We start from the raw sequence: 14,127 nt of genomic DNA, 5'->3' as shown, positions 1-14,127 counted from the left end.
ATCGTCTAAAATTCTTCGTTTAGAAGCGCTTCCATCTTCTTTGTGCTCTCTTGCAGAGACTTAAGAGATTCCATTGCCTTTTTTAGCTCAGGATTATTATCCACGGCCTTGTTAATATCTTCTTGTGATATTGCCTGCCCTGTTTTTTGAGCGGCCTCATTAACTGAGTCTTCAAACGCTTTATTGTAATCACTCTTCGTCGACAATTCATTATTTACGGACTCTGAGCTGGTCTCTTTAGAACCATCATTATTAGAACCTGAAGTGGAATTAGAACTAGCTGTTTCAGAAGAGCTTGAAGAGGTATTCATAAATGGAATCTTAGGAAGATATAACCCTCCAAGAACTCCACAGTCTTCAACTCGATTTGAGTCATTAACAAAGAGGTCAACTTCAAAGCGTTTAATGATAGTCTTCCCACCATATGCATTATCACTCATACGACTAAGTTCAAGATTTAACTTAAGCTCTGCACGATGGAAGTCTTGTCCCTCAACTTTATTCACATAGAAATTTGTAATATACATTGATGAAAGAACGAAACTCGTTGAGCTAATCTTATCCCCTATTGTGTACTTGGCCTTACCATCAGGTCTTACAATCTCATCCAAGATAAGGTCATTCTCTAACTTACCTAGCTTAGCTAGAGACCTCTTACAGGTCCCAGGTTTTCCCATATAGGCCTTAATAGCATTGGCATAATTATTTAACTCTGTTTGATTAATTGCTGTTTTTGTCGACTTCATTTGAGTCTTCATGAAACGTGCGAAACCAAGGGCAATGATGGCCAAGAGGCCTGCGGCCATAACAATTTCAAGCAGGGTAAAACCAGAGTTATTTTTAGTTAATTTATGCATAAATATATTTTAGGGGAATACCGGATTTAATGGAAGAATGAATATTAGTCCGTATTAGGCGTGTGTTTTCGAGGGGTTGGCGTATCCGCGACTGGGTTCGGTTCGTTGATCTGTGCCTTCTTTCGGAAGTTTCCGCGATCGGCTTCGCCTACGCGGGCTATTTCTGAGAGTTGCTTACAGCGATCGGCTGCGCCTACGCGGGTTATTTTTGAGAGTTGCTTACCGCGATCGGCTTCGCCTACGCGGGCTATTTTTGAGAGTTGCTTACCGCGATCGGCTTCGCCTACGCGGGTTATTTTTGAGAGTTGCTTACCGCGATCGGCTTCGCCTACGCGGGTTAATTTTGAGAATTGCTTACCGCGATCGGCTGCGCCTACGCGGGTTATTTACCACAAATAAAAAAGGCCACTCTTTCGAGTGGCCCTGTATATCTTTTTTATGAAGATATTCTTTTTGCACATCCTGCGGCAAAAGTGCCCCAAAGGGCAGTTTTGAAGCAGAGATGAATGTGACTCAAGAAAGCTAGCCGAATGGCGCGGCTTTTGGTTATTTACCACAAACAAAAAAGGCTACCTTTCGGTAGCCTTATATATCTCTAATTTAAGATATTCTTTTTGCAACCACTTCGTGATTGCGGTGCTCCTGTTGCGAACCGCTCGGGCCTGAACCCTCGCTCTCGACACCAATCTCTAGCTAAAGAGATGGGGAGCTAGCATAGCGTCCAATAGTTTGCCTGTGGGCAAACAATGACGCTATTCTTTACCTAGGTTGAAGCCCTTAAGAACGTCACCAAGAGTTGCAGACTTAACTACTTCTTGTTGCATTCCCTGAGTATCAGAGTTTAGAGCAGACTTCATAGAAAGAGCGATTTTCTTCGCATCTTTATCTAGAGAGATAACCATAGCTTTAACTACGTCACCTTTCTTAACTACGTCTTCTGGCTTCTCAACTCTATCTTCAGATAGTTCAGAAATGTGAACTAGACCTTCGATACCAGTTTCAAGTTCAACGAAAGCACCAAAATCAGTTACTCTAACGATTTGAGCTTCAACGATTGTACCAACTGGAAGTCTTGTTTCAATTTTCTTCCAAGGATCTTCTTTAAGTTGTTTAACACCTAGACAGAATTTTTGGTTTTCTTTATCAACTGAAACTACAGCAGCTTCAATCTCGTCACCAACTTTATAATCGTCGTTTAGGTTGATATTTTTCTTAGTCCAAGAGAAATCAGATACGTGAATTAGAGCATCAACTTCTTCACCAAGGTCAACGAAGATACCAAATTCTACGATTGATTTAACTTTACCAGTAACTTTTGAACCTACAGGGAACTTAGCTTCTAGAGCATCCCATGGGTTTTCTTGAAGTTGCTTGATACCAAGAGAGATTCTCTTGTTTTCTACGTCAACTTCTAGTACTTGAGCTTCAACGATTTCACCTACAGTGAAGTGCTTCGTTGGGTTCTTGATAGAGTTTGTCCAAGACATTTCAGAAACGTGGATTAGACCTTCGATTCCGTCGTCAAGTTCAATGAAGATACCGTAATCTTTAACAGATACGATTTCACCTTTAACTTTTGTACCAGCAACATACTTCTCGTGTGCAGCTTCCCAAGGGTTTTCTTGAACTTGCTTAAGACCAAGAGATACTCTTTCTTTTTCTTTATCAAACTTAAGGATCTTAACTTCGATTTCGTCACCAAGAGTAAGGATATTTGATGGGTGCTTAACACGTCCCCATGACATATCAGTGATGTGTAGAAGACCGTCAATTCCACCTAGATCGATGAATGCACCGTAATCAGTGATGTTTTTAACGATACCTTTAACAACCATTCCTTCTTCAATTTGAGAAAGAACTTCACCACGTAGTTTACCTCTTTCTTCTTGAAGAATAGCTCTTCTAGAAAGAACGATGTTTCCACGTTTCTTGTTGAATTTGATAACTTTGAATTCCATCTTTTTACCGATGAACTTATCAAGGTTTCTAGTTGGTCTAACATCAATTTGTGAACCAGGTAAGAATGCCTTAACACCGATATCAACAGAAAGACCACCCTTAACTTTTGCTACAACTGTACCAGTAACTGGAGTACCGTCTTCACATGCTTCAGAAATTTTATCCCAAGCTTTAAGGATTTGAGCTTTGTCCATTGAAAGAACTAGGTTACCTAGGTGAGACTCTAGTTTATCAAGATAAACTTCAATTTCGTCACCAAGTGCAACTTTTAGAGAACCATCGTAGTTAGTGAATTCTCTTTTTGGAACAAGACCTTCTTGCTTGTATCCAATGTCAACAAGTACGTAATCAGGTGAGATGTTTACAATTTTACCTTTGAAAACTTCACCTTCTGTAAATGTTGGAGTTTCTGTCGAATCTAATAGCTTCGAAAACTCTGTTTCATCTCTTGTCTCAACGTCTTCGCCAAGAACAACTTCGTAACCTTGCATCCAAGATTGTTTTAGATTGTTTAAATCTGTCATAATTTACCTCACGGCAGACAACTGAAAGTGTCCAATCAGTGCCTTAATTTTTGATATCTAAAGGCAAGGCCTTTAGTGTAAATCTCTTCTACTGAAGACAATTTACTTTAAAATGATTTTGCGCATCTTATTATTTACGGGGCCCTACGTCAACAATAAAAACTTATTAATTATAGAACCTTAGGCGTTTATTCAGGTGTTTCTCGTACAGTTTAAATAGGTTATATTTATAACCATCGATACCGTGCTCATTCCAAAGCTCATCACGAGACTTTAGACATGATTCCTTGTACTTAGCATTGTTTTGGACAATATCCTTAACCTTGGCCCTTAGCTCTCTGGCGTCACCCTGGCGATAGGTAGCAAGTGAGCCATGATAGATACGGTGTAACTCTTCGGTTGTGGCATTTCTTGGCACGGCCGTAGGAATTCCCTTTAAGATTGCAAGAAGTGCATAATCCTCAATTGGCGACTTTGATGTGTATGAAATCCAAATATCAGAGCGAACTTCATAAATATTGTCGTGCTCATGAAATTCAACATAGTTTTCAAGTTTGTACTCAGCAATTCTATCCTTAATAGGATTATAGAGGATATTTCTCTCCCATTTTCGATTTGAGAAAATATGCAGCTTAAACCTCTTTGGTAGCTCATTATCTAGATTTAGCGCCCACAAAGATTCTAAGCATACAGAGAGGTCGTTTAATTCAACTTCATGATCGTTTACCCAACAAGAAAGGTGAATGAGATTCTCTTCATCAAAAGTATATTTTTTTTCAAAATTAATCTTATCCACACCAAGTCCTGAAGAATAAATCTTGCGAATAGGAACATCCATATGAGTGTTGATAGAGTCGATCATCTCTCTAAAAGGAATGAAGATGAGATCAATCCTTCCTATCAGACGGCGATACCAAAATTGCTTGTAGAATTTGCTAACTTCAAAGTTGATAGTGAAAAAGAGCGCAGTTAGGTTTCTCTTTCTTAAAAAAGAGGCCAGAGGCCATAAGAAATTAAGTTGGTAGCAGTGTACGATATTAATATCGTAACGCTTTATTATGCCTCTAAGCTTTGAAAGCTTGTACCAATTCCATACACGAAGCTTTGTTGTCCCTGTATGAAAGATACAATCTATACCGGCCTTCTTACATTCACGATGAAGGAATGAATCCTTTAGGCAGTAGATAAAGATATTATGGCCTATTTCTTTTAACAAAATACTATCTCTTAAAAGCATACGCTCCTTCGAACCTGAACTATAGGTTGGAGAAACGTAGAGAATATTCTGTTGTTTTCTAAAAATATTAACCATTAATTTTACTTACCAGTATCCTTTCCTGCTTTATGAGAGATTAGCTCTCCTTTAACTGTTCCAATTTTAACCTTTGCAGAGAACTTAAGTACAGTTCTACTTTCATCTGTTGAGATCCAAAAGTTAATATCTCCCGACTTCTTTAAAACACCAGGAAATTCAGTTTGTGCCGTAATCTTATAAGCCTTATATGATTTTCCCATCACTGTAATATTTTCGATCTCGTCAACAGTTGCCTTAAGAAGCCAGGCCTTACCTCTTGTGATAATTGGAAAGTCAAAACTTGTTCCAATTTCCATAGGAATACCACGAATAAAATAAAGGGCCGAAAAAGAATCAGTAAAGTAACGTGGTAGATACTCAACTTTTTTTACTTTTTTAGTCTTCCCTTTCTTTAATCGGTTATAGAAGAAATACGTCTTTAATTCATCGTGATCAAATAGCTGAAGATCATCAACAATTTGACCAGACTCGCGTTGCTTCATCTCATATTTCAAAGAAGAAAACTTCCCCTTATCAGCATCAACATAGACATCAAGAGTGTCTTTAAGTTTATAAATTCCTTCAAAATATTCAGCAGATTCTAAAAGTGCATTTACATGAAGAACATTTTTATCACCAATCTTTGCCATTGGTTGCGTACTAATTGTCGCAATACCGGCCTTAAAGATTGACCAACTAATTTCATATTTAAATTCTTCACCGATAAAGAAGATAGGCTGGTAAGTGTCCCAGTACTTTTTAGATTCTTTATCGAAATTTAAAAAAACTTTTGGGTAGTCTTCACTTTCTTGAGGGTTAACCTTTTTCTTTGGAATCTCTTTGACTATAGGCTTAGCTTTAACGACCTTTTCTTTTTTCTTTTCAACTCTCTCTATTTTCTTCTCTTCAATGGAAGAAGAAAATGGAGGTGGCGCAGGCTTCACCTCTTCAGCTTCGGTAGTTTTAAATTTATCTAGGGTCTCACTTTCTTCAGAAGAGAAGATCTCCACAAGATCCACATCGTCACTATCACTTTTCATGAGTGCACCTGCACAACCGAAAAGGAGTAAGGCAATAAGACTTAAAGAAAAAATATTTTTCACTCTAACCTCTAACAACCGAGTTGATTTTATCTTTTACAAATTGCTCGCCTTTTATAAATTCGATACCAATTTGTAGGTAGTGAATTTTATCACTACTTGAACACCTCTTCATTTTAACAATATCTTTCTCAGTTGTAAGAATGATGGCATCCTTTTCTTGTGCTAATTCGACAAGTCCATCTAACTCACTAACTTTATAGAGGTGGTGGTCAGGGAAATTAAAATCGTCAACTATATTTGCATCAAGTTGCTTAACTAATTTTAAGAATGCTTCAGGAGAAGCAAGTCCAGAAACACAGATTACACTTTTTCCCTTTAGGTCAGTCAAAGCATAGTCTTCTTCGTGAAGAAGATTCTTAATTGCACTAGGTGCATATTTAAAAAATCCACTTGGTGTATTTGCTTTACAATTATCTAAAATATATGACTCAAGAGTATCAAGTTTTTCTTCGCTAACAAGATCGGCCCTACCGAATAAAACAATATCAGCTTCTCTTAATGCACTTACACCTTCTCTTAAATATCCTCTAGGGGGACAGTGATACTTTGACATTGGTAGAAGAGAATCAAAGAGTACAATATTTAGATTGCGGTTAATCTTTAAATGCTGAAAGCCATCATCTAAAAGAACAACATCCGCCTTTTCTTCTTCATAGTATCTTCTTAAGTTATCACTTCGATCTGCACCAACGACAACACTTGCATTCTTTAAGTTACGGCTCAGAACTAGGGCCTCATCACCAAAGACAAATGGATTCTCGCTGATCTTCTTACCTGTTTTAATTATTCCACTCGATTTCTCAAGCTCACCTTTGTATCCTCTTGTTAAAACCATCGTCTTCTTATTTAGAATATCATTCAAATAATTTCCGATCCAAAGAGTAAAAGGAGTCTTACCCGTACCACCAAGAGAGAGGTTTCCAATACTAATGATAGGAACTTCAAATGATGACGATTTCAAAATACCCATCTTAAATGCAAATCTTCTTAGGCGATAGATCCACTCCCATAGAAAACTAATTGGAGTAAGGGCCACAGAAAAAAAGTTAATGAGTTTTATATTAATATTATTCATGATTCCTCATTATAAATAAGCACTTTTAATTTTTTCGAGAAGATATTGAGAAACTTCGATATCCTCACCTTCCGTTAAGTCTCTTAGCTTCTGAAGTTCACTAAGAACAAAACCGTAGCGTTCTTTGTTTTCAAATAAGTCTTTGGCCTTACGAACAAGATTATATTCACTAAAGCCTTCTCCTAATAATTCCGGATAAACTTCATGGCCAAGAATTAAATTTGGAATTGAAACAAAGCCCTTATACTTAACGATATTTTCTGCGATAAACATATTGAACAGGTTTAGATCATACGCAATCACACTAGGAACACTATATAAGGCCAATGAAAGGTTAACAGTTCCACTTGTTGCAAATGAAAAGTCTGCTTCCTTAAGGGCCGTATCTAATTCACGATCCTCATAAATCCTATCAAACTCACCTTCAAAGCGAGAAAATAGCTCCTCATCAACAGAGCTGGCCTTAACAATGGAAAGCTTGAAATTATAATTTTCTTTAAGCTTTCGGCAGGCCCTAATAAACTGAGGTAACATGAATTCAATCTCAAAGCGTCGACTTCCAGGCAGAAGAAGAATATTAAATTCTCCATTCTTAAAATCAACTTCATGTCTTTGAAATCCCTCAAGAAGAGGCTTCGTTTTTTTAAGTAGAGGGTGTTCAATCGTAATGGCCTTGCTTACACCACGATCCATGAACCACTTTTTTTCAAATGGAAGAATACAAAAGAGTGTATCAACAGAAGCCTGAAGGTATTTTGTACGCCACTCTTTCCAAACCCAAGCTTGTGGTGCCACATAGTAAAGAACCTTGACCCCAAGCTTTTCAAGCTTCATGGCCAATTTAAGATTAAATGTTTGGAAATCAATTAAGATAGCAACTTTCGTTCCACGCTTCTTTACTTCATCGATAATGCGATTATAAGCACCATAGTAAAAAGGAACTTTTTTAACTGCCTCAGTTATTCCCCAAGTAGAAAAATCTTTTAGATCATAAAGTAATTCAACTCCTTGCTCTTTCATAAGCTCTCCCCCTACTCCGTAGAATTGAGTATCAGGAGCTCCCTTTGTAAGAGTCTCAAGGAATGTCATTGCATGTTCTTCACCAGATTTTTCACCAGCAATTATTAAGCAGCTTTTCAATTAAGTTCTACCTCAATATTTTTTTCAAGCGATTCATTAACGGCCGCAATTAATTCCATTGCTGCAATTCCATCATCAATTGTTACAAACTCTTTTGTGTCATTTAAGATGGCATTATAGAAACGCTCTTGTTCGATTAGTAAGTGATCACGTTTTTCGTAATCAAATTCATTAATAACTTGCTCCTCACCAGCTTTAATATCTGTTGAGTAAGAAGCTTTATTATTTAATAGATCAACTCTAAGAATTCCCTTCGCCGAGTTAATTTGCACACTTCTTTCAGTTTTTACATCGTTTCTTGAGTTTTCAATTGTCACAAGACGATCGCCATAACTTAGTAACGCCTTCACATGATCAAATTTATCTGTAAGAACCTTCATCCCATAAGCTCTGATACTCTTAGGTTTTCCAAAAAGCATAAGGGCCAGATCCAGGTCATGAATCATAAGATCTTCCACAACACCAACATCAGCGGCCCTTCCCTTAAACGGTGAATTCCTAACAATTGTAGCAACACTAGAATTTGCAGTAATGTCTTTAAACTCTTCCAGACGCTCCCAAACTTGGTGGCATCTCTCACTATGTCCAACTTGTAACTTAACACCCTTTTCAGTAGCAATTGACTTTAGATCCCTTGCTTCTTCTACTGTAACAGTAACTGGTTTTTCACAAAAAACATGCTTACCTTCTTCAAGTAAGAATTTGGCAATTTCGAAGTGAAAACTTGTTGGTGTTGCAATCACAGCGGCATCAATCTCTCCAATGACTTCTTTAATATCAGAGACAATCTTGATGTCAGGGTATTTTTCTTTTGCTTTTTCTTGGTTAGCGGCAAATGGTTCAACAATTGCAATTAATTCACAATTATCTAGGTTATATGCTTTTTGAGCATGCCATTGACCTAAGTGTCCATAACCAATTGAAGCAACTTTTACTTTAGACATAATTAATTCCTATTAGCTTAAAAACGGCGCAATTCCCATTTTAGTCGTTACAATATGCTCTTTAATGCGCGCGATAATTTCATTATTTGCATATGGCTTCATTAGCTCTTCAGTTTCAACGAATGTACGTGGCGAGTAAGTTGAAGCTTCCATATCACGGAAGAAATCAACAATTTCAGAAATAGCATTTCTTTCAACACCAGCACGACGTAGACCGATAATATTGATTCCACGAAGTTTTGCACGGTTACCATAAGCAGTACAATAAAGTGGAATATCCTTATCGATAGCTGAAGCACCACCGATATAAGCACCTTCTGCAACTTTTACAAATTGAGAAATATTAGTTCCACCACCGATGATAACTTTATTACCAACTTTTACGTGACCAGCAAGGTTTGTCGAGTTTGCCATGATAACACGATCACCAACAACAACATCATGTCCTAAGTGAACCTTTGCCATTAGAAGGCAGTTATTTCCAAGAGTCGTTTTTTGACGATCCTTCATTGTTCCTCTGTGAATTGATACATATTCACGAAGAACGTTGTTATCACCAATCTCAACTTCTGTTGGATCTTCACTATAAGTTAAGTCTTGTGGTTCTTCACCAATTGAGCAGAATTGATAGATTTTATTATTGTCACCAATTCTTGTAATACCATTAATGATTACGTGGTTACGAATGTCACAGTTTTTTCCAATTTTAACTTTTGGACCGATGATACAGTATGCACCAACAGTTGTTCCTTCTCCAATTTCAGCAGACTCGTGAATAATTGCAGTTGGGTGAAATCTCTCGCTCATGGAGGCTCCTTCTTAATTTTCTTTTACTTTAAAAGATGCAAGAACCTGACACTGGCTTACTAGGTCGCCTTCATGAAAGATTTTGCAATCGTTTTGTAAGAAACCAGTACGCATTTTTGTACATACAGTTTCAATATCTAATTTCATACCAGGGTGAACTGGTTTTCTAAACTTTGCGCCCTCAATTGATAATAGCGCAACTTCGAATTCACCTTCTTCTAAATTTTTGTAATAAAGCTTTAATTGAAATGAAGTGAATTGTGCCATCATTTCGACCTGTACAACGCCAGGAAGAATAGGATTTCCAGGAAAGTGTCCTGCGAAGATTGGGTGATCTTCACGAGTTGTATAATTTCCTTTCACAACTGCACCTACGAGATCTTTTAACTCGTTCACTTCACCTACAGCTTCTACACTTGTAATCTCATCCACGAATAAAAATGGTTCGCGATGAGGGAGAATTTGCATTACTTGTTCTTTGTTTAATTGCATACGTTACCTTCCGTGTTAAATATTCTTTCGTAAAAAAGCAATTCCTCGTAAAAATTCACGCATAGGTCTTGCCGGGTATCCACCAACGATTTCCTTCGGTTTCACGTTTCCAATAGCAACACTACCTCCAGCAAGTTGTGCGGCCATCCCGACTTCTAAATTGTCAGCGACAGCGGCCTTTCCTCCAAGAACAGCGTAATCTCCAATCTTTGTGCTTCCACCAAGTCCAGCTTGTCCACAGAGAATAACTCCATTACCAATTTGAACATTGTGTGCAACTTGCACTAGGTTATCAATTTTAGCGCCATTGCCAATACGTGTCGGTGAAAATGTTCCTTGGTCAATACTAGTATTTGAACCAATTTCAACATCATCACCAATAATAACTCCACCGAAGTGCCAAATCTTATGATGAACACCTTGATGAAAGTTATAACCGAATCCATCACTACCTATAGTCGTACCTGAGTGGATTCGACAATTCTTTCCAATGACAGTTTGAGGATAAATTGTCACGTTAGGATAAATTGTACAATTTTCGGCAATTTTAACATTTGGTAAAATCACACAACCAGGCATGATTGTGCAATCAGCAGCAATTTCGACACCTTCTCCAATAAAAGCGTTCTCAGCTATTTTTACAGAAGGATGGATAGTGGCCATGCCACTTTTTCGGCCATCTAGATCATAGCTAAGTGAACCAAGTTTATTGTCGAAAAATATTTTAGATGCTTTTGTAATTGAGATAGGGATATTCGTTGAAGAAATTAATACCTTCGAGTTATCTTCAAGTTCTTTTTTCTGAGAATCCTCTAATGAGTCAAAGAGTTTTGCATCGACAATTAATGCAAGATTGTCGCTAGCTTTGGCTTCTTGATACTTGACCAAGAATTTCTTCGCACCAATAAAGAGTATTTTCCCTTCAATAATCTCTTCCATCGAAGAAATTCCCGTTACTTCGTAATCAGAATTTCCAGATAGAAAACTCATATCGCTATCGTTTTCGATAATATTTTTAATCAGAATGGACATTTTATCCCCTCCTTTAAAACGACAAAAGGGAATACCTACGTATTCCCTTCATGAGTCTTTTTTTATTAGCAAATTACTTATGTTTTTTATCGTAAGCTTTAATTACATCTTCAGTAATGTCAGTTACTTTTTTGATGTAAAGAATTGGAGTTGTTGAAGTTTCATAAGTCCAATCTAGACCTTTGCTTTTTGATACTTCTTCGACAACACCTTTAATTTTATTTAAAATTGGTCCCTTTGCAGTTTGTTCCATTTTTGCAAGCTCACCTTGGTACTGTTGCATCTTTTGTTGGAAACCGAAGAACTTCTTTTGTAGTTCTTGACCTTTTTGTTGCTTAGTTTTTTCATTCATAACAAGAGCTTGTTTTTCAAACTTCTCTTTTTCTTTTACTAGAGCTTCTTCTTCTTTCTTAAGCTCAGCCTGCTTCTTATCAATTTCTTTTTGCAGTTTATCTTTGATCTTTTTAGATTCTTTAACTGTTAAAAGAACTTTTTGAACATCAACACGACCAATATTCATTGCCGATGCAGTTAATGAAGAGAAAAGTAATCCAATCACTAATAAATTTTTCATATCGTCTCCTTACGAATTAGAATAATTGTCCAATATCAAAGTGGAATTTAGTCCCGCTATTCATGTCTGGGTCAGGGTTGATAGGAACCCCCCACTCAAATCTTAGAACACCAATTGGTGAGAACCAACGGAAACCAAAACCATAATCCATATATATCTTATCGATATCTTCTAGTCTCTTTGCTGTACCAGCATCGAAGAAAGTAACAAATTTAAGACCTGCTTCTTTTGCAAGAGGGTGCTCAAGCTCAAGAGTTGTAAAAGCAGTAAATGGAGCACCGATATTAAATGACTCTGTTTTATCTGGAGTTCCTGGATCATTATCGTGATCATATGTTACAGACTCTTTAGGCCCAATATCTTCAATATCGTAACCACGTAGGTTTCTAGCACCACCAAGAGAGAACTTCTCATTTCTAGGAACTGGAATCCCTTGCCTTTCTTCAATTTTACCTGTGTAGAAACGGCTTCTAAATACTAGCTCTTTCCATACTGGGTAGAAGTAGCGTAAATCAATTTCGTTCTTCCACCATTTCTTATCTCCACCTAAACCAGCATACTCAGTTGCAAGGTTCCAGTAGTATCCGTCTGTAGGCTCAAAGCGGTTATTTCTCTTATCTTTTACAACAGCAAGACGAACTGAAGATGTAACACCATCTTCATTCTCATCAACTGTTGGATCTTTAATATCTGTTAACTCAGTTTCTTCAAGTTTATAAGTTGTATAAAGTCTTGTGTAATCGAAGATTGGATAACCAATACGAGCAGCAAAACCATGCTTCTTATAATCATATGAGTCTAGCTGAGTATCAACAGTTCTAAACACCTCTCCACCAAGAGTCCATTTTGAATCCATAAAGTATGGTTCCGTAAATGAAAGAGAGAAGTTTTGTTGTTCTTTTGCGATATTAGTTGAGAACGATAATTGTTGTCCTAAACCTCTAAAGTTATTCTGAGAAATCGAAGCCTGAAAGAATCCACCTGTTGCCGTTGAATAACCAGCACCAAGAGAGATCTGTCCTGTACTCTTTTCTTTAACACTGATCTCCACATCGAGAACGTCATCTTGCCCAGGAGAAGAAACCGTATTGAAGATAACACTTCCTGGCTCAAAGAAACCTAGACGATTAACATTCTCTTTTGACTCACGAAGACCTGAACCAGAATATTTTCCACCTTCATGAATCTTAAGTTCACGGCGGATTACCTTATCACGAGTTTTTGTATTTCCAGTTACCGAGATACGTCCAAACTTAGCTAGCTTCCCTTTTTCAAATGAGTATTGGATATCAACTCTATTCTCACCAGGAACTAATTGGATATTTCTAATAACGTTGGCAAAGGCATAACCAAGGTCTTGGTATGACTCTGTAAGTGTTTGAATATCACGTCTTAAAAGCTCTTCTGAATAAACTTCACCGGCCTTAAGCTTAGTCTTCTCTCTTAGCTCATCTTCTGTAAAAAGAAGCTCACCTTGAAAGTACACATCACGTACATCAAATTTTGGACCTTCTTTAATTTTAACAGTAATGAAAACCCATTTCTTATCTTCAGAAACAGTAACTTCAGGAACGGCCACGTTAACTTGTAAGTAACCTTTCGTTGAATAGAAGTATTTAATTCTTTCGATATCTGTTTTGAAATTAAGTTCTTTGAAATTTCCTGAACCAGAAAGGAATGAGAATAGACTCTCCTCTCTAGTTTCCATAATTGATTTCACTTCTTCTTCAGCAAAAGCAGTTAATCCTAGGAATGTAACTTTTTTAACTCGAACCTTATCGTATTCACTAATATTATAAACAAGGTGAACATTCTCTTTATCAACTTGTCTAATTTCATATGAAACATTAGCTAGGTAGAAGCCCTTTTCTTCGTAAGTCTTCTCCATCTGGCGAACATCGGCCTGAATCGAGTTAATATCAAGAATAGAATATTCTCTCGTTTTAAGACCCTCGCTTAAATCGTCCTTATCAACCTCATCATTACCTCTAAAAACAATCTTAGCGATAATAGGTTTTTCCACGACTTTAAAGATTAGCTTATTTCCATCTTGATGTGCTTCTACAGATTCGAAGTACTTTAGATTATAGATCGTCTTGATATCATCAAAGAGTGTTTCATTCGTAAGAGTAAGGCCCGCACGAGAACGTAGCTTATCGAGTACAGCTTCCTTCTCTACTTTCTTTAAACCTTGAACTTCAACACTTGAAATCTTAAATAGACGTACACGTGGTCCAATTTCACTTGCTTGAATACTTAAAGTAATTGAAAAAACAATTATATATATAAAACTCTTCCAAGAGTTAATCATCTAGTCTCCATGATC

General features: G+C 37.1%; 12 protein-coding genes. All 12 read right to left on the bottom strand.

From position 1 onward, the window contains the following. Positions 1-5: 5 nt before the first annotated feature. The 12 genes from ABMA72_RS11730 to bamA all read right to left on the bottom strand — a co-directional run bounded on the left by ABMA72_RS11730 (position 6) and on the right by bamA (position 14,112). Positions 6-857: a prepilin-type N-terminal cleavage/methylation domain-containing protein gene (locus ABMA72_RS11730; RefSeq protein WP_393057228.1), complete on the bottom strand. Its 852-nt coding sequence runs from the start codon at positions 855-857 to the stop codon at positions 6-8. A gap of 752 nt (positions 858-1,609) precedes the next feature. Beyond that, positions 1,610-3,340 carry a 30S ribosomal protein S1 gene (locus ABMA72_RS11725; RefSeq protein ID WP_392858450.1) on the bottom strand — a complete coding sequence of 577 codons (1,731 nt, stop codon included), beginning with the start codon at positions 3,338-3,340 and terminating at the stop codon, positions 1,610-1,612. A gap of 166 nt (positions 3,341-3,506) precedes the next feature. Continuing rightward, positions 3,507-4,652 (bottom strand): hypothetical protein, encoded by a 1,146-nt coding sequence (locus ABMA72_RS11720; RefSeq protein ID WP_392858447.1) that lies wholly within the window; start codon positions 4,650-4,652, stop codon positions 3,507-3,509. A gap of 5 nt (positions 4,653-4,657) precedes the next feature. After that, positions 4,658-5,737 (bottom strand): DUF3108 domain-containing protein, encoded by a 1,080-nt coding sequence (locus ABMA72_RS11715; protein ID WP_393057226.1) that lies wholly within the window; start codon positions 5,735-5,737, stop codon positions 4,658-4,660. A gap of 1 nt (position 5,738) precedes the next feature. Continuing rightward, on the bottom strand, positions 5,739-6,812 hold the full coding sequence (gene lpxK / locus ABMA72_RS11710) for a tetraacyldisaccharide 4'-kinase (protein WP_392858443.1): 1,074 nt from the start codon (positions 6,810-6,812) through the stop codon (positions 5,739-5,741). A gap of 9 nt (positions 6,813-6,821) precedes the next feature. Beyond that, positions 6,822-7,952 (bottom strand): lipid-A-disaccharide synthase, encoded by a 1,131-nt coding sequence (lpxB, locus tag ABMA72_RS11705; protein WP_393057224.1) that lies wholly within the window; start codon positions 7,950-7,952, stop codon positions 6,822-6,824. Next, complete coding sequence (locus ABMA72_RS11700; protein ID WP_393057222.1) at positions 7,949-8,896, bottom strand: Gfo/Idh/MocA family protein; 948 nt, start codon at positions 8,894-8,896, stop codon at positions 7,949-7,951. Before ABMA72_RS11700 ends, lpxB begins: the two co-directional genes overlap by 4 nt. Before the next feature lie 12 nt (positions 8,897-8,908). Beyond that, positions 8,909-9,703 (bottom strand): acyl-ACP--UDP-N-acetylglucosamine O-acyltransferase, encoded by a 795-nt coding sequence (gene lpxA / locus ABMA72_RS11695; RefSeq protein ID WP_021268332.1) that lies wholly within the window; start codon positions 9,701-9,703, stop codon positions 8,909-8,911. Positions 9,704-9,715: 12 nt separating this feature from the next. Continuing rightward, entirely contained in the window at positions 9,716-10,195 is a 480-nt protein-coding gene (locus ABMA72_RS11690) for a 3-hydroxyacyl-ACP dehydratase FabZ family protein (protein WP_021268699.1), read from the bottom strand. A gap of 15 nt (positions 10,196-10,210) precedes the next feature. Further along, positions 10,211-11,227 (bottom strand): UDP-3-O-(3-hydroxymyristoyl)glucosamine N-acyltransferase, encoded by a 1,017-nt coding sequence (gene lpxD, locus ABMA72_RS11685; protein ID WP_392858435.1) that lies wholly within the window; start codon positions 11,225-11,227, stop codon positions 10,211-10,213. Positions 11,228-11,300: 73 nt separating this feature from the next. Continuing rightward, positions 11,301-11,801: an OmpH family outer membrane protein gene (locus ABMA72_RS11680; RefSeq protein WP_392858433.1), complete on the bottom strand. Its 501-nt coding sequence runs from the start codon at positions 11,799-11,801 to the stop codon at positions 11,301-11,303. Between the two features lie 16 nt (positions 11,802-11,817). Beyond that, positions 11,818-14,112, bottom strand: a complete 2,295-nt coding sequence (gene bamA, locus ABMA72_RS11675) for an outer membrane protein assembly factor BamA (protein ID WP_392858430.1) — start codon at positions 14,110-14,112, stop codon at positions 11,818-11,820. Positions 14,113-14,127: the final 15 nt, after the last annotated feature.

It is taken from the genome of Halobacteriovorax sp. CON-3 (assembly GCF_043196995.1).
Taxonomy (GTDB): domain Bacteria; phylum Bdellovibrionota; class Bacteriovoracia; order Bacteriovoracales; family Bacteriovoracaceae; genus Halobacteriovorax_A.
This window is presented reverse-complemented; position numbering and strand designations above follow the sequence as displayed.

What these genes read in the sequence shown, in the direction of transcription:
- lpxD (WP_392858435.1), bottom strand. Translation starts at nt 11,227, where the DNA reads ATGTCCATTCTGATTAAAAATATTATCGAAAACGATAGCGATATGAGT.
- lpxA (WP_021268332.1), bottom strand. Translation starts at nt 9,703, where the DNA reads ATGAGCGAGAGATTTCACCCAACTGCAATTATTCACGAGTCTGCTGAA.
- ABMA72_RS11700 (WP_393057222.1), bottom strand. Translation starts at nt 8,896, where the DNA reads ATGTCTAAAGTAAAAGTTGCTTCAATTGGTTATGGACACTTAGGTCAA.
- ABMA72_RS11720 (WP_392858447.1), bottom strand. Translation starts at nt 4,652, where the DNA reads ATGGTTAATATTTTTAGAAAACAACAGAATATTCTCTACGTTTCTCCA.
- ABMA72_RS11690 (WP_021268699.1), bottom strand. Translation starts at nt 10,195, where the DNA reads ATGCAATTAAACAAAGAACAAGTAATGCAAATTCTCCCTCATCGCGAA.
- lpxK (WP_392858443.1), bottom strand. Translation starts at nt 6,812, where the DNA reads ATGAATAATATTAATATAAAACTCATTAACTTTTTTTCTGTGGCCCTT.
- ABMA72_RS11680 (WP_392858433.1), bottom strand. Translation starts at nt 11,801, where the DNA reads ATGAAAAATTTATTAGTGATTGGATTACTTTTCTCTTCATTAACTGCA.
- ABMA72_RS11725 (WP_392858450.1), bottom strand. Translation starts at nt 3,340, where the DNA reads ATGACAGATTTAAACAATCTAAAACAATCTTGGATGCAAGGTTACGAA.
- bamA (WP_392858430.1), bottom strand. Translation starts at nt 14,112, where the DNA reads ATGATTAACTCTTGGAAGAGTTTTATATATATAATTGTTTTTTCAATT.
- ABMA72_RS11730 (WP_393057228.1), bottom strand. Translation starts at nt 857, where the DNA reads ATGCATAAATTAACTAAAAATAACTCTGGTTTTACCCTGCTTGAAATT.